Source organism: Rhodococcus sp. YH1, from assembly GCF_009939605.1.
In the GTDB taxonomy this organism is placed as follows: Bacteria; Actinomycetota; Actinomycetes; order Mycobacteriales; family Mycobacteriaceae; genus Rhodococcus; species Rhodococcus aetherivorans.
In genome coordinates this window covers 37,033-57,373 of sequence record NZ_WVTE01000108.1, presented here as the reverse complement: position 1 = coordinate 57,373, position 20,341 = coordinate 37,033, and the positions used below count along the sequence as shown (strand labels likewise).

Genomic DNA, 20,341 nt, shown 5'->3' with positions numbered 1-20,341 from the left:
AAAGTAGAACAGGTTTCCGGGGCAGACAAGGCGGGGTCCGAATGATCGGGACTTGGCGATTCCTTGGCCTGCGGGCCGCCCTGTGCTTGAATGCTTTTAGAACGTGTTCCACATCACGACACGGTGCACTCGTCAGGGCAGGAGAGAATTCAGTGGCGCAGCCCAACATCCCCGAAGACATCGACTTCACCGATCCGGATCTCTACGCCGAGCGGATGCCGTTCGAGGAGTTCGCCGAGCTGCGTAGGACGGCCCCCGTCTGGTGGAACAAGAAATCCCCGGACGTCGGCGGATTCCACGACGAGGGATTCTGGGTCGTGTCCCGGCACGAGGAGGTCCGTGAGGTCTCCCGCCGGAGCGACGTGTTCTCCAACTGGGAGAACACCGCGATCCCGCGGTTCAACGACGACATCCCGCGCGAGGCCATCGAACTGCAGCGCCACGTCCTGCTCAACAAGGACGCGCCCGAGCACACCAAGCTGCGCAAGCTCGTCGCCCGCGGTTTCACCCCGCGCGCGATCAACGGCCTTCGCGACGAGCTGAACGCCCGCGCGAAGAAGATCGTCGAGGAGGCCTGCCGGGCCGGCGGGGGCGACTTCGTCACTCAGGTCGCCGCGGAGCTGCCGCTGCAGGCCATCGCCGAACTCATCGGCGTCCCGCAGGAGGACCGCGACAAGATCTTCGAGTGGTCGAATCAGATGACCGGCTACGACGACCCGGACAACACCGCCGACCCGGCGGCCGCGTCGATGGAGGTCCTCGGCTACGCGTACCAGATGGCCGCCGCCCGCAAGGAGTGCCCGGCCGACGACATCGTCACCACCCTGATCGAGGCCGACATCGACGGTGACGAGCTCTCGCCCGAGGAATTCGGCTTCTTCTTCATCGTGCTCGCCGTCGCCGGCAACGAGACCACCCGCAACGCGATCACGCACGGGATGGCGGCGTTCCTCGACAACCCGGAGCAGTGGGAGATCTTCAAGCGGGACCGGCCGAAGACCGCGGCCGACGAGATCATCCGCTGGGCCACGCCGGTCACGTCGTTCCAGCGCACCGCGCTCGAGGACACCGAGCTCGGCGGCCGGACGATCCGCAAGGGCGACCGCGTCGTGATGCTGTACGCGTCGGCGAACAACGACGAAGAGGTGTTCGAGAACCCCCGCACCTTCGATGTCCTGCGAGATCCCAACCCGCACCTCGCTTTCGGCGGTACCGGTGCGCACTACTGCCTCGGCGCGAACCTGGCGCGGATGGAGATCGACCTCGTGTTCAATGCGATCGCCGACTACATGCCCGACATCACCAAGGTCGCCGATCCGAAGCGGCTGCGCTCCGGCTGGCTCAACGGCATCAAGGAGTTCCGGGTGGACTACAAGACGCAGGGCGGCTGCCCGGTCGAGCACTGACCCGGGTGGGGCGGCGCCGAGAGATCGGGAATCCCCCGGCGCCGCCGCGCTTTCCGTGTGAGCGGGGCTGCGGGAGCCGGCGGCATGGGTGCACCCCGCCGAAATTGGGGGTGAGGGCGGGGTGCTCGCCCACAGTATTCGGCCGCCGAGGCGCCCCCGGCTTTCGGTCCTACTGGCCGGGACCTGTTTGCGCGACCGCCGCCGTGCCGGGTCCGGCCTGCGCGGGCCGAACAGCGGGACTCGGCGCCGAGCCCCGAGAGAACCCGCGCAGCAGGGGCCGTGCCTGTTGTTCCACCCAGTGAGACGTCTCCTCCCGCGCGCCGCGGTTGCGGAAATAGTGTCACGTGCTCCTGGAACGGAATCGGCGAAAGGCATCGAACATGGTGGAATGGGCGGAAGAATGCGACGTCCTCGTCGTCGGATCGGGCGCCGGCGGCTGCTGTGGCGCCTACACCGCTGCCCGCGAGGGACTGTCCGTCGTCCTGGTCGAGGCCTCCGAGTACTTCGGCGGCACCACCGCATATTCCGGCGGCGGCGGGGTCTGGTTCCCCACCAACGCGGTGCTGCGACGTGCCGGTGACGACGACACCATCGACGACGCCCTGACCTACTATCACGCGGTCGTCGGCGACCGCACCCCCCGCGACCTGCAGGACGCCTACGTGCGCGGCGGTGCTCCCCTGATCGACTATCTCGAGGCCGACGAGGACATCGAGTTCACGGCCTACCCCTGGCCGGACTACTTCGGCAAGGCTCCCAAGGCCAGCGCGAAGGGCCGTCACATCGCGCCGACGCCGCGGCCGATCTCGGACGATCCCGAACTCAACCAGTCCGTCCGCGGGCCGCTGGGTCGCGAGCGCAACGGGGATCCGTTGCCGGACATCCTGATCGGCGGGCGCGCCCTTATCGGCCGGTTCCTGCTCGCCATGCGCAAGTACCCGAACGTGCAGCTGCACCGGAACACTCCGCTCGAGGAACTCGTCGTCGAGGACGGCGCCGTGGTCGGCGCGATCGTCTCCCACGGCGACCAGCGGCGGGCGGTGCGGGCCCGCAAGGGCGTCGTGCTCGCCGCCGGCGGATTCGACCACAACGACGAGATGCGCGCGCAGTACGGCGTCCCCGGCGCGGCCCGCGATTCGATGGGGCCGTGGTCCAACCTCGGCAAGGCCCACCAGGCGGCCATCGCGATCGGTGCCGACGTCGACCTGATGAGCGAGGCGTGGTGGTCGCCGGGGCTGACCCACCCCGACGGGCGCTCGGCCTTCGCGCTGTGCTTCACCGGCGGCATCTTCGTCGACCAGGACGGCAACCGCTTCACCAACGAGTACGCGCCCTACGACCGGCTCGGCCGCGACATCATCGCCCGGATGGACAAGGGTGAGATGACGCTGCCGTTCTGGATGATCTACGACGACCGGGGCGGCGTCGTGCCGCCGATCGCGGCGACGAACGTGCCGCTCGTGGCGACCGAGAAGTACGAGGCGGCGGGACTGTGGAAGACCGCCGACACGCTCGCCGAACTCGCCGACCTGATCGGGGTGCCGGCCGAGGCGCTCGAGGCGACCGTCGCGCGGTTCAACCGCCTCGCCGCCACCGGCGTCGACGAGGACTTCGGCCGCGGGGACGAGCCCTACGACGTGGCGTTCACCGGCGGCGGTTCGGCGCTGGTCCCGATCGAGAAGGGCCCGTTCCACGCCGCGCAGTTCGGCATCTCGGACCTCGGCACCAAGGGCGGCTTGCGCACCGACACGGTCGGCCGCGTGCTCGACGGCGCCGGGACGCCCATCGCCGGGCTGTACGCGGCGGGCAACACGATGGCCGCCCCGAGCGGCACCGTCTATCCCGGCGGTGGCAACCCGATCGGCACCAGCGCGTTGTTCGCCCACCTGGCGGTCCGGCACATGGCCGGAGCATAGGAACGCCGCGACTCGTCCGGTCCCGCTCAGTGGGTCCTGCGTCACACTCGGAGCACTTCGTCCGTACGGTTCACATCGACGAACCGTAGGAGTTTTCATGAGCACATCGTTGGCACCCGAACGGGCACCCTCGACCCGCGCCGAACGCCGCTACGAGCGGACCCGACCCGTGGGGGCGGTGGTGGCCATTCTCATCGCCGTCGAAGTCATCAGCGCATTCGAGACGTCGATGATGTACGCGGCGCTGCCGACGTTCGCCCGGGTCTTCGAGGCGGACGCCTCCGCGGTCGGATGGACCGTGACGGCGTTCCTGCTGGTGGCGGCGGCCTCGGCGGCGGTGTGCGGCCGGCTCGGCGACATGTACGGCCGCGAACGGGTGCTGATGTTCGTGCTGGCCTGCGCTGCCACCGGCTCCGTCGTCAGCATGGCGTTCGGGACCCTCGAGGCCATCATCGCCGGCCGGGCGATCCAGGGTGTGGCCGGAGCGATCCTGCCGCTGTGCATCGGCCTGGCCCGCGAACACCTGCCGGCCGAGCGCGTCCCCATGGCGGTCGCGCTGATCTCCGGGTCGGCCGTCGCGGCCGGCGCGGCCTCCCTGCTGGTCGCCGGCGTCCTCATCGACCTGGGCGACTGGCGGTACATCTTCGTCGTCGCCGCCGGCTACGCGCTCGTCTGTCTCTTCCTGGTCGAGGCCGTGCTGCCGTGGCGGCGCCGCACCGCTCGGCGGCAACCGATCGACGTCGTCGGCGCGGTCGGCCTGGCGGTGTCGGTGGCGTCCGTCCTGTTCGGTCTGACCCAGAGCCGCTCCTGGGGCTGGAGCGACGCCCGCGTGCTGGGTCCGATCGTCCTCGGCGCCGCGGTGTTCGCCTGCTGGGTGTGGTGGGAACTGGGCCGGACGTCTCCGATCGTGAACCTGCGCCTGCTCGCCGAGCGCAACGTCGCCCTGACGATGCTCGCCGGGGTCGCACTCGGCGTCGGACCGATCGGCGTCGGGACGATGATCATCCCGATCATCATGCAGAGCCCGGCCACCGCGCCGTTCGGCCTGGGACTCTCGCCGACCTACGCCGGAACGCTGTCGTTCGTCGGCGCGATGATCGGCATGGCATTCACCCCGGTCGCGGGCAGGATCGCCGCCGCCGTAGGGGCGCGGACGTCGTTGCTGCTAGGCAGCGTGATGTTCCTCGTCGCGTGTGCCGGGTTCTTCTTCTTCCGCGCATCGGTGATCGGAATGACGCTGCTGGTCGTGGCCGTGTCGGTGGCGACGGCGTTCGCGTACACGGCGCTGCCGAACCTGCTCGTCGAGTCCGTCCCGGAGCACAACACCAGCGAGATGGCCGGCAGCCAGACGGTGCTGCGCACCGCGGCGTCGGCGGTGGGCACCTCGCTCGCCTCGCTCCTGCTCGCGTCCCTGGTGCTGCCCGGGACGGCGACGCCGACAGTGGCCGCGCTCGGTGCCGTCTGCGCGATGCTGGTCCTCTCCTGCGCCGTGACGATCGGGCTGGGTTCGGCGATCAGGTATCGGCGGGCGTGATTCCCGGCCCGTCCAGCAGCGTCAGATCGTCGGGGACGTCGATGTCCCCGGGATCGGCGAGGCGCGTGCAGTCCAGCCGTCGCACCCGGTCGCGGTTGCGGGTGAGGAATCGCCGGGCTCCCTCGTCGCCGACGGCCTCGCGGGCCGCCGCCTCGGCGTCGCGGCGGTCGAACACCACGGGATGCCCGGGGCGGTCCCCGAACACCGGCAGGGTGATCGTGCCCGGGCGGTGCGCGAGGAGTACGGTGCGGACGAGTTCGGCGGTGATGCCGGGGAAGTCGACGACCGTCAGCGCGATCACGTCGTGGCCGGTCGTGGCGTCCACCCCGCACCGCAGCGACGTCGACATCCCCTCGGCCCAGCGCGGATTGACGACGGAGCGGACGCCGGGCGGACACGCGGCGACGACGTCGTCGGCGTAGGCGCCGGCGACCACCGTGACCTCGTCGCAGCCGCCGTCGGCGAGCGCGGCCACCACGGTGTGCAACAGGGGGCGGCCGCGGTGGGGGAGCAGCGCTTTCGCGCGCCCGCCCAGCCGCGTGCCGCCCCCTGCCGCGAGGACGATCCCGGCGACGGTCATGGCCGGACTCTAGCCGCGTGCTTCCTCGGTTGCGGGACGAACCGTCGCCATGGCCCGTTCGACCTCCCAGAAGGCGCGCAGCGACGCGATCCGGCCGTCGTCGTCCACGCGGTAGACGAACACGCCCTCGGCGTCGATCACGTTGCCGCCGAGGGTCGTGCGGATGGTGCCGATGTTGACGCACTCGTCGCCGCACACCAGCACGTCGTCGACGAGGAACTCGAGCTTGTCGGTGTTCGCGATGGTCATGTCGTAGAACCGCGAGATCGCCTCGCGGCCGTGATGGCCCTTGCCCTCCGGATCGAATCCGGACGGACCGACCGGGTCCTCGACGACACCGTTCTCGGCGAACAACGCGAGCCACTCGTCCTTGCGTTTACCGCTTGCCGCCGCCTGCGACGCCCGCGCGGCGACCCGGGCCGGGTGTTCCTCGCTCATGCCGATGCCTTTCCGTGGATGTACCTGTCGGCGAAACGGTGCAGGGACTCCTGCTTCGCCTCGAGGGGACTGTCGAAGCCGTGCCCGTCGAAGATCCACGGCACCACGATGATGTCGGTGACGCCGGCATCCTCGAGCTCGGCGTACCCGGCACGGCCGAACCGGTCCACGCACACCGCCTGGATCTCGAACGGATCGTCGGCGCGGCCGTGTTCGGCGCGCAGCTCCCGCAGCCGGGCGATCACCTGCACGAGGTCGTCGAACCGGATCATCGCCGAGGTCCAGCCGTCGCCCACGCGCGCCGCCCGGCGCAGCGCCACGTCGGTGTGGCCGCCGATGTAGAACGGCACGGGTTCGGTGGGGGCGGGGCTCATCTGCAGCCGGTCGAAGTCGAAGAATTCGCCGTGGTGCTCGACCATGCCGCCGCCGAGGATGAGCTTGATGACGTCGATCATCTCGTCCACCCGCTTGCCGCGCCGCGCGTACGGCACCCCGCACCACTCGAACTCCTCCGGGGCCCAGCCGATTCCCACTCCGAAGCCGAAGCGGTTACCGGTGAGGTTGGCCACCGAGCCGACCTGGCGCGCCAGCAGCACCGGGTTGCGCGAGCCGAGCTTGAGGACCTGGGTGTAGAACCGGAGTGTCGACGTGACCGCCCCCATCGCGGCCGCGGCGATCAGTGGGTCCGCCCAGGGCGTGTCCTCGGTCCACATCCGCGACCCGTCGGGGGTGTACGGGTAGTCGACGGTCTGCTTCTCCATGTAGAACAGGGAGTCGGGCAGCGCGATCGACCGGAACCCGCACTCCTCGGCGGTGCGGGCGAGGCCGGTGAGCTGGTCGAGGGGCGTCATCGCGACGCCGACGGTGAAGTCCACCACGGTCCGTGCCTATCTTTCCGGTCGGTCCGAGCCGACGACCCACATCGAGAAGTACTGCGAGCCACCGCCGTACGCGTGCCCGAGTGCCTTGCGTGCGCCGTCGACCTGATGCTCCCCGGCGCGCTGCATCACCTGCATCGCGGCCTCGGCGAACCGGATCATGCCGGAGGCGCCGATCGGGTTGGAGGACAGCACACCGCCGGACATGTTGACCGGCAGCTGACCGCCGATGGCCGTCTCCCCGGCCTCGGTGAGCTTCCAACCGGAGCCCTCCGGGGTGAAGCCGAGGTTCTCGAGCCACATCGGCTCGAACCACGAGAACGGGACGTAGATCTCGGCGCAGTCGATCTCGGTGAGCGGGTCGGTGATACCCGCGGCCTGCCACAGCGCCGCCGCGGCCATACGGCCTGCCTCGGGGTTGACCTGGTCGCGTCCCGCATACGTGGTCGGCTCGGTCCGCATCGCGGTGGCGTGGATCCACGCGACCCTCCGGCCCTGCGCCTCGACCGCCGCGGCCGAGTCCTCGTCGCCGATCACGACGGCGCACGCGCCGTCCGACGACGGACACGTCTCGTCGTAGCGGATCGGATCCCACAGCATCTGCGACGCCTGCACCGACTCGAGCGTGATGTTCGGCTGGTTGAGGTGCGCGTACGGGTTCTTCGCGCCGTTGAGCCGGTCCTTCACGGCGACCATCGCGCCGATGTGCTCGGGTGCGCCCGATCGGCGGATGTAGGAGCGCACGTGCGGGGCGAAGTAGCCGCCGGCGCCGGCGCCGACCGGCATGGTGAACGGCACCGGGGTGGACAGCGCCCACATCGCGTTCGACTCGGACTGCTTCTCCCACGCCACGGCCAGCACCCGCCGGTGCACGCCGGCCTGCACGAGGCTGGCGGCGACGTTGGCGGTGGACCCGCCGACCGAACCGGCGGTGTGGACCCGCAGCATCGGCTTGCCGGTGGCGCCGATCGCGTCGACCATGGTCAGTTCGGGCATCATCACGCCCTCGAACAGGTCGGGGGCCTTGCCGATCACGACCGCGTCGATGTCGTCCCAGCCGACGTCCGAGTCGGCCAGGGCGCGGTCGATCGCCTCGCGCACGAGGCCGGACATGGACACGTCGTGCCGCTTGGCGACGTAGTGGGTCTGCCCCGTGCCGAGGACAGCCGCGAGTTGCTTGGCCATGTCAGTTACGTCCCTCCAGAACGGCTACCAGATTCTGTTGCAGCACAGGACCGCTCGTCGCGTGTGCGAGGGCCCGCCCGGCCCGCCCGGCCATGATCGCCTGCGCGGCGCAGCCGATGCGCTCGAGGCCGCCGGAGAACATGGGGTTACCCGTGAGCGGGCCGCCGGTCGGGTTGACCGCCGTCGCGTCGGAGAGGCCGAGGGCCTCGCGCAGGATCAGCTCCTGATGGGTGAACGGCGCGTGCAGTTCGGCGACGTCGAACGCGGTGTCACCGCCGGTGACGGCCCGCGCGGCGGCCGACGCGGACGGCGCGGTCGTCAGGTCGCGGCCGCCGAGGTTCGGCGAGTCGATGCGATGCTCGATGCCCGTGATCCAGGCGGGGTTCTCGCACAGTTCACGGGCCCGGTCGCCGGCGGCGAGCACGATCGCGGCGGCGCCGTCGGTGACCGGCGCGCAGTCGTGCCCCCGCAGCGGATCGGCGACGTAGGGCCGGGCCAGCAGCTCCTCGACGTCGAAGTCGCCGCTGATCTGGGCGTTCGGGTTGTCCTTGGCGGCGGCCCGCGCGCGCACCGCGACCTGTGCCATGTCCTCCGCCGTCCACTTGCCGGCGTCGAGCCCGAACCGGGCCTGCAGCCCGGCGAGGGACACGGAATCGAGGCCGAGCGGGGCGACGAGGTACGGGTCGAGCTGCAGGCCGAGGACCTGACGCAGGGTGCCGGCCGACGACTTGCCGAAGCCGTACACCAGGGCGGTGTCGACCTCCCCGGTGATCAGCTTGACCCAGGCCTCGTACAGCGCCCAGGCGGCGTCCATCTCGACGTGGGATTCGTTGATCGGCGGCACCGCGCCGATCGCGTCCACGGCCGAGATGAACGAGAACGCCCGGCCCGCGAGATAATCGGACGAACCGGAGCACCAGAAACCGATGTCCGACTTGGTGATTCCCAGCTTCGAGTACAGCTCCCGGAAGCAGGGGACGAGCATTTCGACGCCGTTGGTGGTGCCGGTGGTCTCGCGCACGTGGGGTGCCTGCGCGAAGCCGACGACTGCGATGTCTGTCATGGTGGGCGCGGCTCCCTTACAGGTGGTGTTTGAAGGTCTCGTAGTCGGCGTCCGGTTCGCCGGTCGGCCGGAAGTACTCGATGTTGCGCAGCGTGTAGTCCCACTCCTCGCGCGGGCGCCACTTCGCCTCCACCCGCATGCCCATCCGGACGTCGGCGGCGTCGCACTCGAGGATCAGGTGCAGGAACGGGATGTCCGCACCGTCGAGCAGCACGTAGGCCGCGACGTACGGCGGCGTGATCTGCTGGCCGAGGAACGGCACGTTGACGATGCAGAACGTGGTGACGATGCCCTTGTCGGACACCTCGACCTGCTCCCGGGTGGGGATGCCGTCGGTGGGGTTCGCGCCGCGCGGCGGGATGTAGACCTTGCCGCCCGGTCCGGTGCGGCCGCCGATCAGCTTGCCCTCGGCCAGCGCGCGCAGGTAGTAGGACTCCTCGTAGGACGCGCTGTGCGTGTAGTGCAGATCCAGCGGCGTGATCATCATCGTCACCGGCTCGCCGGAGGCGTCCGTCCGGACCGTGACGGTCTCGGCCTCGCCCGGTTCGAAGGCTGCGATGTCACGAATGTGACCGGCGCGGTCGTCGGCCCACCGCACGCGTACCCGCATCCCGGTGCTCATGTCCTCGGGACCGGGGACGTCGACCGCGTGCAGCAGCGTCGTGTCGGCCCCGTCCAGCTGGATCAGCGCCCACGCGAACGGCCGGTCGAACGGCTGGCCCGGCAGCGGCTCGGGGTTCCACGTCCAGCTGCGCACCGTGCCGGACTGCCCCACCTCGACGAAGTCGGTGAGGGGTTCGTGGGTGACCGCGTCGAACTCCGGGGGCGGCACGAGGACGCGCCCGTCCGAGCCGCGGGCGCCGAGGATGCGCCCGTCGCGCAGGCCCGTGACGAACGCGCCGACGGTCGGCCCCGTGGATCGGGTGTAGTCGAACTTCAGGTTCAGTGGTGCGCTCAGCGGCTTCTCCGCGATCGCGCTCTTTCCCAGGCTCACAACTTCGAGTAGAACAGGTTCTAGAGACGGTGGCAAGGGTACCGTCCGAGCAGCGGTGTCCCCGGTCCGCCCCGAAAGGAATGGTGTGCAATGAAACTGGGTCTGCAACTCGGCTACTGGGGGGCGCAGCCGCCCGCGAACGCCGGCGAGCTCGTCGCCGCCGCCGAGGCGGAGGGTTTCGATGCGGTCTTCGCCGCGGAGTCGTGGGGCTCGGACGCGTTCACGCCGCTCGCGTGGTGGGGCTCGGGCACGCGGCGGGTGCGGCTCGGCACGTCCGTCGTGCAGATCTCCGGCCGCACCCCCACCAGTTGTGCCATGCACGCGATCACCCTCGACCACCTCAGCGGCGGGCGGCACATCCTGGGGCTCGGCGTGTCCGGGCCGCAGGTCGTCGAGGGGTGGTACGGCGAACCGTTCGCCAAGCCGCTCGCCCGCACCCGCGAGTACGTCTCGATCGTGCGCAATGTGCTGGCCCGCCGGGAGCCGGTGACCAACCCGGGCCCGCACTACCCGCTGCCGTACGACGGACCCGGCGCCACCGGGCTCGGCAAGCCGCTCAAGCCGATCACGCACCCGCTGCGTGCCGACATCCCCATCTGGATCGGCGCCGAGGGACCCAAGAACGTCGCGCTGACCGCCGAGATCGCCGACGGCTGGCTCGCCATCTACTACTCCCCGCGCCTGGCCCCGATGTACGGCGAGTGGCTCGACGAGGGCTTTGCCCGGCCCGGCGCCCGCCGCACCCGCGACGACTTCGAGATCGCCGCGACCTGCCAGGTCGTCGTCACCGACGACCGCACGGGGACCATCGCCGGCCTCAAGCCCGTCACCGCCCTGTACGTCGGAGGCATGGGCACCCCCGAACTCAACTTCCATGCCCAGGTGTACCGGCGCATGGGCTACGGTGACGTGGTCGACGAGGTGACCGCCCTGTTCCGCGCGGGCCGCAAGGACGAGGCCGCCGCCGCGATTCCCGACGAGATGGTCACCGAGACGATGATCATCGGCGACCGCGACGAGGTGCGCGCCGGCGTGAAGCGCTGGTCCGACGCCGGTGTGACGATGCTGCTCGTCAGCTGCCGCGACGCCGAGCACGTGCGCTCCCTGGCGGACGTCGTGCTGCGGTAGGCGCCCGCTTCCCCCGAGCGAATGTATCGTTCACCTCCTCAGATCGACGGGATGCCACATTCGCTCGGTGGGGAGGTTGTCCACAGTCGGCGAGTTGCTCCACAGATTCGACGAATGCACGCTCCGCGGCCACACGAATCCGATCGAGCGGCGCACTGTAGGTCCATGAGAAGGGGTGAGTGGGCGGGGGATCCGGAGGCACTGGGCCGGCTGGGCGACAGCGGTGTGGTTCGCGACGCCGTGCTTCGTCGTGTCGGAGTGTCGGGGTCGGCAATTCACGAGCGGTGCCGTCCGGGTGGTCCCTGGCAACGGCTGCTGCCGGGCATCGTGATGCTCGGAAACGGACCGGCGTCGGCCCGGCAACGCACGATCGCGGCCATGAAGTACGTCGGCGACGACGCCGTACTCACCGGACGATCGGCGCTCGGAGAACATGGACTGGCGGGAGAACAATACGACGTCCACGTGCTGCTCCCGGCGAATCGTCGCGTGCAGTCGGCCGGATTCGTCCTCGTCGAGCGGACAACCCGAATTCCGGACCCTTTGATACGTAATGGCATCCGGTGTGCTCCCATCGAACGTGCCCTGCTCGACGCCGCGCGCCGGTGCACCACTCTCGATGCGACGCGGTCGTTGATCGCCTCGGCCGTCCAGCGTGGAGCGGTGTCGGTGGCAGCGCTGCAGGAGGAACTGGCGGAGGGGAGCGGGCGGGGTTCGGCTCTGCCGCGGCGGGTGCTCCGGGAGGTGGATGCCAACGTCCACTCGGTGGCGGAGGCGAAGGCCCGGGAGCTGTGGGAACGCAGCGGTCTGCCCGAGATGGTGTTCAACCGCGATGTTCTCGACTCCCGGGGCGGGTTCATCGCACGACCTGACGGCTGGATCGACGACGTCGCGATGGCCTGGGACATCGACTCCCTCGCGTGGCACCTGTCGCCCAAGGCGTACAAGGACACGATCGAGCGCCGGACCCGCATGCAGAACGCGGGCATCATCGTGCTGCCGACGATCCCGAGTGCGGTGGAGCGGTCACCGAGGCGTGTCGTCGACGACCTGCGCCGGCACTACGAGCTCGCGGCCTCTCGGCCGCGGCCCGACGTGCGACTACGGACGGTGGTACCGGGCTGAGCGAATGGACCATACCGTCGGACTACGGAGGTGAGCGATACATTCGCTCGGCCCGGGCCTCCGGCCCGTCAGGCGCCGGTGAACTTCGGGGTGCGCTTCTCGGTGAACGCGCAGGGGCCTTCCTTGGCGTCGGCGCTCTTGAAGACCTCGGCGCCGAGTTTCGCGTCGATCTCGAAGGCTTCCTCCTCGTGCATGCCCTCGGTGTCGCGGATGGTCTTCAGGATGGCCTGGACGGCGAGGGGGCCGTTGGCGGCGATGGTCCCGGCGATCTCGAGGGCCTTGTCGAGAGCCTGGCCGTCGGGGACGACGTGGCCGATCAGGCCGATCTCCTTGGCCTCGGCGGCCTTGATGTGGCGGCCGGTGAGCAGGATGTCGGCGGCGATCGTGTAGGGGATCTGGCGGACGAGCCGCACCGCCGAGCCGCCGAGAGGGAACAAGCCCCACTTGGCCTCGGAGACACCGAACTTCGCGCTCTCCCCGGCGACGCGGATGTCGGTGCCCTGGAGGATCTCGGTGCCGCCGGCGATGGCCGGGCCCTCGACCGCGGCGATCAGCGGCTTGGTGAGGCGACGGCCCTTCAGCAGTGCGGGCAGCCTGGACAGATCCCAGCCACCGCCTTTGCTCTTCCCGTCGCTTCGCTCGCCCTGCTCGAACCTGTCGCCCGGGGCCGACCGGTTCATCGCCTTGAGGTCGGCGCCCGCGCAGAACGCGCCGCCGGCGCCGGTCAGGATGGCCACCCGGATCTCCGGATCGTTGTCGACGCGGTCCCACGCCTCGGCCATGATCGCCATCATCTCGCCGGACAGGGCGTTGCGGGCCTCGGGCCGGTTCATGGTCACGATCAGGACCGAGCCGCGCTGCTCGACGAGGCAGTGCGGGGCGTCTGCCGAAATGCCGGAAACTTCCGATGCGGTGGTGGACACTGAGGACTCCTGAGGGGTTGTGAACTGGATCTCATCCGGGTCTTGTCAGAAACGGTAACACGTTCTACTTTTGTGACGTGGCCCTTAACATCGCAGACCTCGTAGAGCACGCAATCGACCTCGTTCCCGACCGCGTCGCGCTCGCGTCGGACGGACGTGAGGTCACCTACGCGCAGGTGGAGGAGCGCGCCAACCGGCTCGCCCACTATCTGCAGGAACGGGGCGTGAAGCCCGGTGACAAGGTGGGTATCTACTCCCGCAACACCATCGAAGCGATCGAGGCGATGGTCGCGGTGTTCAAGATTCGTGCCGTGATGGTGAACGTCAACTACCGGTATGTCGAGAACGAGTTGCAGTACATCTTCGACAACTCGGACATGGTCGCGCTCGTCCACGAGCGCCGTTACTCCGACAAGGTCGCCGCCGTGCTGCCGCACTGCCCGCAGATCCGCACCGTCGTCGTGGTCGACGACGGCACCGATCTCGACTACGCGAGCTACGGCGGCGTCGACTACGAGTCCGCGCTGGCTCAGGGCTCACCCGAGCGCGACTTCGGCGAACGCAGCGCCGACGACCTCTACATCCTCTACACCGGCGGCACCACCGGCAGCCCCAAGGGCGTGATGTGGCGGCAGGAGGACGTGTGGCGCGTACTCGGCGGCGGCATCAACTTCATGACGGGCGAATACGTCGCCGACGAATGGGAACTCGCAAAGACCGGTGCCGCGAGCCCGCCGCTGGTCCGTTTCCCGATCCCCCCGCTCATCCACGGCGGTGCCCAGTGGGCGGTGCTGCAGTCGCTGTTCAGCGGCGGCAAGGTGATCATGCATCCCGAGTTCGACGGCCACGAGGTGTGGCGCGTCATCGAGGAGCACAAGGTCAACGTCATCTTCATCACCGGCGACGCGATGGGCCGCCCGATGCTCGACGCGCTCGAGAGCGGACGTCCGGGAACCGGTGAGAAGTACGATCTTTCGTCCCTGTTCGCGATGGCGTCGAGCGCCGCGCTGTTCTCCCCGGCGCTGAAGGAACGCTTCCTGGACCTGATGCCCAACACGGTGATCACCGACTCGATCGGCTCGTCCGAGACCGGCTTCGGCGGACTCGGCATCGTCGCCAAGGGCCAGGCCCACTCGGGTGGCCCCACCGTCAAGATCGACGCCTCCACGGCCGTGATCGACGACGACGGAAATCCGGTCGAGGCCGGCTCCGGACAGGTGGGCGTGCTCGCCCGCAAGGGCCACATCCCCATCGGCTACTACAAGGACGAGGTCAAGACCAAGGCGACCTTCCGCGAGTACCACGGCGTCCGCTACTCGATCCCGGGCGACCATGCGCGGGTCGAGGCCGATGGCACCGTCACCATGCTCGGCCGCGGGTCCGTCTGCATCAACACCGGTGGCGAGAAGGTGTTCCCCGAGGAGGTCGAGGGCGCCCTCAAGGCCCACCCGGACGTGTTCGACGTCCTCGTCGTCGGCGTGCCCGACGAGCGCTGGGGGCAGCGGGTGTCCGCCGTGATCGCGCCCCGCGCCGGTACCCGCCCGACGCTGGCCGACCTCGTCGAGGTGGCCCGCACGCAGATCGCCAGCTACAAGATTCCGCGCAGTGTCTGGTACGTCGACGCCATCAAGCGTTCGCCGGCCGGCAAGCCCGACTACCGCTGGGCCAAGGAACAGACCGAGCAGCGCCCAGCGGACGACCACCACACCAACGGCTCCGCCGCGGCGAGCTAGAAGGGACCGGGATGCACACCGATCTCAGCAGGAAATTCGGCATCCAGTACCCGATCTTCGGGTTCACCCCGTCCGAGCACGTTGCCGCCGCGATCAGCCGGGCCGGTGGTCTCGGCGTCCTCGGCTGTGTCCGGTTCAACGACCCGGACGAGCTCGACGCCGTGCTCACCTGGATGGACGAGAACACCGACGGCAAGCCCTACGGGGTCGACGTCGTGATGCCCGCAAAGGTTCCCACCGAGGGCACCGCCGTCGACCTCGACAAGCTCATCCCCGCCGAGCACCGTGCCTTCGTCGAGCGCACCCTCGCCGAGCTCGGCGTGCCGCCGCTCGACGAGTCCGCCGAACACGCGGCCGGCGTCCTCGGCTGGCTGCACTCGGTCGCCCGCGCACATGTGGACGTCGCCCTCGAGCACCGGCCTGCGCTCATCGCCAACGCGCTCGGCTCCCCGCCGAAGGACGTGATCGACCTCGCCCACGAGAAGGGGGTGCCCGTCGCGGCGCTCGCCGGGGCGGTCGAGCATGCCCGGCGGCACGTCGAGAACGGCGTCGACATCGTCATCGCCCAGGGGTACGAGGCGGGCGGGCACACCGGCGAGGTGGCCTCGATGGTGCTCTGGCCCGAAATCGTGGACGCCCTCGGCGATTCGGCGGCGGTGCTTGCCGCCGGCGGTATCGGCTCCGGGCGGCAGGTCGCGGCCGCGCTCGCGCTCGGCGCGTCCGGGGTGTGGATGGGTTCCTACTGGCTCACCACCTCCGAATACAAGCTCGGCGCTGCCGCCGACGGCCCGTCGTCGGTCCAGCGGGCCCTGCTGGGCGCGACATCGTCGGACACCGTCCGCTCGCGGATCTACTCCGGCAAGCCCGCCCGCCTGCTCAAGACGAAGTGGACCGAGGCATGGTCGAAGCCCGATGCCCCGTCGCCGCTGCCGATGCCGTTGCAGAACCTGCTCGTGAGCGAAGCCCACCAGCGGATCGCCGCCGCGGACGATCCCGAGGTCGTCGCGATGCCCGTCGGGCAGATCGTCGGCCGGATGAACGAGATCCGGCCGGTCGCGGAGATCATGGCCGAGCTCGTCGAGGGGTACGAGCGGGCCGTGGACCGGTTGAACGCAGCACGGTGACGGACCGGTGGTGACCGTCTACGATCCCTTCGATCCGCAGTTCCTGGCCGACCCCTACCCGGCCTACCGGATGCTGCGGGACGAGGACCCGGTGCACCGCCACGTCAGCACCCGGAACGGCATTCCGCCGTTCCGGGTGCTGTCCCGTTTCGAGGACGTGTGGAACGCGGTGCGCGACACCGAGACCTACTCGTCCGCTGGGGGATTGACGTTCGTTCCCGACGAGATCGGCACACTGGGTCTCGCCCCGACGATCGTCATGCTCGACCCCCCGCGGCACGGGCAGCTGCGCAGCCTGATCGCGAAGGGGTTCACGCCCCGGCGCGTCGCGGCGCTCGAGGACGCCGTGCGCGGGTTCGTCCGCGGCCGGCTCGATTCGTTCGCCGGGCGACCCGAGGTCGATCTGCACCGCGAATTCTCCTCGACCGTCCCGACGTTCGTCCTGGCGGAGATGCTCGGCGTGCCGGCGGCCGACCGGGCCCGGTTCGATCCGTGGGTCGCCGCGCTGACGGCGTTGCAGGACAGCGGATTCGACGTGGCCGCCATGAGCGCACCCGACGCCGTCGCCGAGATGTTCGAGTACTTCTCGCGGCTGATCGGCGAGCGCCGCCGCGAACCCGGCGACGACCTGATCAGCGCCCTGACCACCGTCGAGTCCGACGGCGAACTGCTCACCGACTGGGAGATCCTCGGGTTCTGCTTCGTCATGGTGGCCGGCGGCAACGACACCACCGGAAACCTGATCTCGCACGCCGTGATGCTGCTCGACACCGATCACCGCCAGCGCGACCTGCTCGTCGACGAGCCTTCCCGGATCCCGGGCGCGTTGACGGAGACGCTGCGGCTGGAGGGATCGGTGCAGGGACTCGCGCGCACCACCACCCGTGACGTCGAGTTGCACGGGGTGACGATTCCGGCCGGGGAGAAGGTGATGATGCTCTACGGCGCCGCCAATCGCGACGAACGCGAATTCGGCGACACCGCAGAGAAGTTCGACGTCTCCCGGCCGATTCCGCGGCACCTCGGATTCTCCAGCGGTCCCCACTTCTGCATCGGCTCGCACCTGGCGAAGCTGCAGTCCCGGGTTGCGCTCGAGGAGTTGCTGGCCCGGTATCCCCACGTGTCGGTCGATCCGGCATCGGGGGTGCGTCTGCAGTCGTCGTTCACCCGCGGCTGGGTGAGCCTGCCCGCCCTCCTGCGTCAGCCGAGCGGGAGGTTGTGGCGGTGAGCGGGAGTATGTCGCGGCATCGTGCGGGTGCGTCGACCAGGATCCTCCCGCTCGGAACGAGAACCTCCCTGTCACGACCCACGGACACGCCGCGCGTTCGCGACGATCGCGTCGTGGACGAACCGCGGCAGCCCGGGCGCCAACTCCTCCCACTCGGCGGTGGCGGCGTCGCCGGAGACATACAGGGCCGCGATCTCGCAGTGCTGCTGCGGACTGCACGGGCCGAACCAGCGTTCGAGGTGGCGGCGGTGCTGCTCGGCGGCATCCATCGCTACCGGTCCGTCCGCCGGCTCGCCCGCCGCGATCGTCTCGACGAACGCTCGGATGTCGGCGTCGGCCTCGGCCTTGATCGTCTCCCAGTCCTCCTTGGTGTGCCCCGCGGCGCGGTGCGCCGCCCGCTCCCACTGGTCGTGATTCGGCCAGTCCGGCTCGGTGGCCGCGAATCGTTCGGCGAACCGGTCGGTTCCGAAGATCTCCAGTTGCTCCTCAGGGGTGAGCGATACACCCGTGCGCCGCGCCTCGAGCTCGCGATCGAGCGCCGCGAGCAGACCGATGAGGTGGTCCCGGCGCTGTTCGAGAAGCCGCCGCTGGCGGCGGAGGTGATCGTCGACGGTCGCGCCCGGATCGGCGAGCATGTCGGCAATGGCATCGAGGCCGAAGTCGAGCGCGCGATAGAACAGGATGCGTCGCAGCCGCTCGACGTCGGCGGCCGAGTAGAGGCGGTGGTTGCCGGCGCTGCGTCCATGGGGCACGAGCAGGCCGATCCGGTCGTAGTGGTGGAGCGTGCGCACCGAGACGCCGGCCATCCGCGCGACGTCCCCGACCGTGTACTCGCCGTCCACACGTCGATGATGCGCCGTCACGGCCGGTGTCGTCGCGCCGCCCGGGCGTGGGCGACGGCGAGCAGGCCGGGGACCTGTGCGGCGGTGCGCACGCCCGGGTTCAGGATCGACACCCACCCCTGCGGCGCGTACACGGGATGGGGAAGCAGGAGATCGAGGGCGGTGTAGTCCACGGCGGCGCCGTGCCGCGCGTGCCCGGCCGGCGGGTAACCCAGCAGGTCGCGGAACTCGTCGCGGCCGACCGCGACGTTGAGCCGGAACACCCCCGTCCGGTAGAGGTGGGACGCGGTGTCGAAGCCGTCGTAGTCGTGGACGACGATCGTGGCGAACGGGAACCTGCGGTCGGCGGGGGTGGTGCCGTCCGGATCGAAGAACAGGAAGGTGTCGCCCCACGCCTGCCGGGGCGCGCCGTTGTCCTCCCCGGCCGTGGTCGCCACCACCCCGGGCAGGGCCGCCGCGACGTCGATGATGTCGTCCACCGTGAGGGATCGGGGTTCGTTCGTCGTCATGGGGCGGACACTACGACCTGACGCAACGTCAGGTTCAAGTCCTCGTGCCGGATCGCCTATCGGCCCGATCCGGTGACCTGCGGCTGCAACTCGGCCGCCAGGTCGTCGGTCAGCGGCGTGAACTCGCGCTCGCCGCGGCGGCGGACCCATACCGGGTCGCCGCAGTGCCACCGCTCGGCGCTGAGCGTGCGGGTGAGGATCTTGAACGTGGCGGTGCGCGGGAAGTCCCGGCACACCCGGATCAGCGTCGGCAGCTGCTTGGGGCCGAGATCGCCCTGCGCGTCGAGGAACCCGGCGAGTGCGACGGGGTCGAACGCGGAATCCGCGGTCGGGATGACCGCGGCCATCACCCGGTCGCCGACCTGCGGATCCGGGACCGCGTAGACCGAGACCTGCGCGAAGCCCGGGTAGCGGAGCAGGGCCCGCTCGATCGGAGCGGCCGCGATGTTCTCGCCGTCGACGCGCATCCAGCCGGAACTGCGGCCGGCGAAGTAGACGAACCCGTCGGCGTCGGCGTAGCCGAGATCGCCGCTGTGGTACCGGCCGTCGCGCACCCGCTCGGCGTCGGCCTCCGGGTTCTTGTAGTAGCCGGCGAACAGTCCGGCCCCGGCGACGTTGACGAGCTCACCGGTCGCGACGTCGGCGTTGAGGATGCGGCCGTCGGCATCGAACTCGGCGACCGGACAGGGCGATCCGGTGTCCGGGTCGAGGATCCGCACGCCCTCGGGCAGCCGTCCCAGCGCCCCGGGCGGCGCATCGGGCGCCGCGGAGATCGAGATGCCGCCCTCGGTGGAGCCGAACCCGTCGACGACCGTCGCGCCGAACCGCCGGCGGAACTCGGCGATCGCGGGCGCCGTGCCCTCGTTGCCGTACATGATGCGCAGGGGATTGTCCGCCTCGCCGGGCTCCTCCGGGGTGGCGACGATGTAGGACAACGGCTTTCCCACGTAGTTGGCGTAGGTGACGCCGAAGCGGCGCACGTCCGGCAGGAAGCCGGAGGCGGAGAACCTGCGCCGCAGGGCGATCCCGGCCCCGGCCGCCAGCGCCACCGCCCAGCCGGCCATCATCGCGTTGGAGTGGAACATCGGCATCGACACGTACACGACGTCGTCGGCGCCGAGACCGAACCGTTCCGCGAGCATCACTCCGGGGCCGGTGATCTTCTCGTGGGTGCAGCACACGGCCTTCGGGTCGCCGCTGGTGCCGGACGTGAAGATCAGCATGAACAGATCGGTCGCGGCGACGGGCGCCGGCGCGGCGGTGGAACCGGTGTGGGGAGCGAGCAGATCGGCCCACTCGGCGGAGTCGACGTCGATCACCCGGACGCCGCCGAGGTCGAGTCCGTCCAGCAGCCGCGCGTTCGCGGCCTCGGTGAACACCACCTGGCAGTCCGCGAGCGCGATGTCGCGGGCGAGGGCCTGCCCGCGACGGGTGGTGTTCAGCCCGACCACCACCGAGCCGGACAGCGCCGCGGCGCCGAGCAGCATCGAGAACTCCGGCACGTTGTCCATGAGGATCCCGAAGTGCCGGGGTCTGCGTGGGTCGAGCAGTTCGTGCAACAGGGCGGCCCGGTCCCGGCCGGCCTGCACGTGCTCGCGCCACGACAGCGACATGTTCTCGAACTGCAGGCCACGATCGTCGACGGTGGCGAGCCGTTCGAGGAGCGCGGTCACGGTGGGGACGTCGGTCATGCCGGCATCCTGGGGCATCGCCGCGGCGGGTGGGGTGCCGGTTC

The 20,341-nt window shown here is 70.1% G+C and carries 18 protein-coding genes; 8 read left to right on the top strand and 10 right to left on the bottom strand.

Annotated features, from left to right (window positions below; all coding sequences use genetic code 11):
* The first annotated feature begins 152 nt into the window (after window positions 1-152).
* The 3 genes from AIIKEEIJ_RS10180 (at window position 153) to AIIKEEIJ_RS10170 (ending at window position 4,856) form a co-directional block, all read left to right on the top strand.
* Window positions 153-1,406 carry a cytochrome P450 gene (locus AIIKEEIJ_RS10180; protein WP_029541008.1) on the top strand — a complete coding sequence of 418 codons (1,254 nt, stop codon included), beginning with the start codon at window positions 153-155 and terminating at the stop codon, window positions 1,404-1,406.
* A gap of 344 nt (window positions 1,407-1,750) precedes the next feature.
* Complete coding sequence (locus AIIKEEIJ_RS10175; protein ID WP_161995580.1) at window positions 1,751-3,322, top strand: FAD-binding protein; 1,572 nt, start codon at window positions 1,751-1,753, stop codon at window positions 3,320-3,322.
* Between the two features lie 97 nt (window positions 3,323-3,419).
* Window positions 3,420-4,856: an MFS transporter gene (locus AIIKEEIJ_RS10170; protein WP_029541013.1), complete on the top strand. Its 1,437-nt coding sequence runs from the start codon at window positions 3,420-3,422 to the stop codon at window positions 4,854-4,856.
* Here the strand turns inward: AIIKEEIJ_RS10170 and AIIKEEIJ_RS10165 are convergent.
* The 6 genes from AIIKEEIJ_RS10165 to AIIKEEIJ_RS10140 are packed head-to-tail and all read right to left on the bottom strand — an operon-like array spanning window position 4,837 to window position 9,994.
* Window positions 4,837-5,436 carry an NTP transferase domain-containing protein gene (locus tag AIIKEEIJ_RS10165; protein ID WP_161995579.1) on the bottom strand — a complete coding sequence of 200 codons (600 nt, stop codon included), beginning with the start codon at window positions 5,434-5,436 and terminating at the stop codon, window positions 4,837-4,839. The genes AIIKEEIJ_RS10170 and AIIKEEIJ_RS10165 overlap by 20 nt on opposite strands.
* Before the next feature lie 9 nt (window positions 5,437-5,445).
* Window positions 5,446-5,874 (bottom strand): nuclear transport factor 2 family protein, encoded by a 429-nt coding sequence (locus AIIKEEIJ_RS10160; protein WP_161995578.1) that lies wholly within the window; start codon window positions 5,872-5,874, stop codon window positions 5,446-5,448.
* Complete coding sequence (locus AIIKEEIJ_RS10155) at window positions 5,871-6,749, bottom strand: TIGR03619 family F420-dependent LLM class oxidoreductase (protein WP_050036270.1); 879 nt, start codon at window positions 6,747-6,749, stop codon at window positions 5,871-5,873. Before AIIKEEIJ_RS10155 ends, AIIKEEIJ_RS10160 begins: the two co-directional genes overlap by 4 nt.
* A gap of 12 nt (window positions 6,750-6,761) precedes the next feature.
* Window positions 6,762-7,937, bottom strand: a complete 1,176-nt coding sequence (locus AIIKEEIJ_RS10150) for a thiolase domain-containing protein (RefSeq protein ID WP_161995577.1) — start codon at window positions 7,935-7,937, stop codon at window positions 6,762-6,764.
* Between the two features lies 1 nt (window position 7,938).
* On the bottom strand, window positions 7,939-9,000 hold the full coding sequence (locus AIIKEEIJ_RS10145; protein ID WP_006937826.1) for a thiolase domain-containing protein: 1,062 nt from the start codon (window positions 8,998-9,000) through the stop codon (window positions 7,939-7,941).
* A gap of 16 nt (window positions 9,001-9,016) precedes the next feature.
* Window positions 9,017-9,994 carry a Zn-ribbon domain-containing OB-fold protein gene (locus AIIKEEIJ_RS10140; protein WP_006937828.1) on the bottom strand — a complete coding sequence of 326 codons (978 nt, stop codon included), beginning with the start codon at window positions 9,992-9,994 and terminating at the stop codon, window positions 9,017-9,019.
* A 90-nt stretch (window positions 9,995-10,084) separates the two neighbouring features.
* On the opposite strand from AIIKEEIJ_RS10140, the gene AIIKEEIJ_RS10135 reads away from it, so the two are divergent.
* Window positions 10,085-11,122, top strand: coding sequence for an LLM class F420-dependent oxidoreductase (locus AIIKEEIJ_RS10135; protein WP_161995576.1), 1,038 nt, complete (start codon window positions 10,085-10,087; stop codon window positions 11,120-11,122).
* Window positions 11,123-11,287: 165 nt separating this feature from the next.
* Window positions 11,288-12,247: a hypothetical protein gene (locus AIIKEEIJ_RS10130; RefSeq protein ID WP_161995575.1), complete on the top strand. Its 960-nt coding sequence runs from the start codon at window positions 11,288-11,290 to the stop codon at window positions 12,245-12,247.
* Window positions 12,248-12,315: 68 nt separating this feature from the next.
* Here AIIKEEIJ_RS10130 and AIIKEEIJ_RS10125 read toward each other — a convergent pair whose 3' ends face one another.
* Window positions 12,316-13,170, bottom strand: a complete 855-nt coding sequence (locus tag AIIKEEIJ_RS10125; protein ID WP_161995574.1) for a crotonase/enoyl-CoA hydratase family protein — start codon at window positions 13,168-13,170, stop codon at window positions 12,316-12,318.
* Window positions 13,171-13,247: 77 nt separating this feature from the next.
* On the opposite strand from AIIKEEIJ_RS10125, the gene AIIKEEIJ_RS10120 reads away from it, so the two are divergent.
* The 3 genes from AIIKEEIJ_RS10120 to AIIKEEIJ_RS10110 are packed head-to-tail and all read left to right on the top strand — an operon-like array spanning window position 13,248 to window position 17,255.
* The gene (locus AIIKEEIJ_RS10120; protein WP_072634281.1) at window positions 13,248-14,903 is read left to right on the top strand and encodes an acyl-CoA synthetase; all 1,656 of its coding nucleotides are present in this window, start codon (window positions 13,248-13,250) and stop codon (window positions 14,901-14,903) included.
* Window positions 14,904-14,914: 11 nt separating this feature from the next.
* Window positions 14,915-16,027: an NAD(P)H-dependent flavin oxidoreductase gene (locus tag AIIKEEIJ_RS10115; RefSeq protein ID WP_043797477.1), complete on the top strand. Its 1,113-nt coding sequence runs from the start codon at window positions 14,915-14,917 to the stop codon at window positions 16,025-16,027.
* Window positions 16,028-16,037: 10 nt separating this feature from the next.
* Window positions 16,038-17,255 (top strand): cytochrome P450, encoded by a 1,218-nt coding sequence (locus tag AIIKEEIJ_RS10110; protein ID WP_338020933.1) that lies wholly within the window; start codon window positions 16,038-16,040, stop codon window positions 17,253-17,255.
* Between the two features lie 71 nt (window positions 17,256-17,326).
* On the opposite strand, the gene AIIKEEIJ_RS33975 is transcribed toward AIIKEEIJ_RS10110, so the two are convergent.
* The 3 genes from AIIKEEIJ_RS33975 to AIIKEEIJ_RS10095 are packed head-to-tail and all read right to left on the bottom strand — an operon-like array spanning window position 17,327 to window position 20,297.
* Window positions 17,327-18,097 carry a TipAS antibiotic-recognition domain-containing protein gene (locus AIIKEEIJ_RS33975; protein WP_161995572.1) on the bottom strand — a complete coding sequence of 257 codons (771 nt, stop codon included), beginning with the start codon at window positions 18,095-18,097 and terminating at the stop codon, window positions 17,327-17,329.
* Window positions 18,098-18,114: 17 nt separating this feature from the next.
* Window positions 18,115-18,606, bottom strand: coding sequence for a DUF6194 family protein (locus AIIKEEIJ_RS10100; protein WP_161995571.1), 492 nt, complete (start codon window positions 18,604-18,606; stop codon window positions 18,115-18,117).
* Between the two features lie 56 nt (window positions 18,607-18,662).
* Window positions 18,663-20,297 carry an AMP-binding protein gene (locus AIIKEEIJ_RS10095; RefSeq protein WP_161995582.1) on the bottom strand — a complete coding sequence of 545 codons (1,635 nt, stop codon included), beginning with the start codon at window positions 20,295-20,297 and terminating at the stop codon, window positions 18,663-18,665.
* Window positions 20,298-20,341 lie beyond the last annotated feature (44 nt).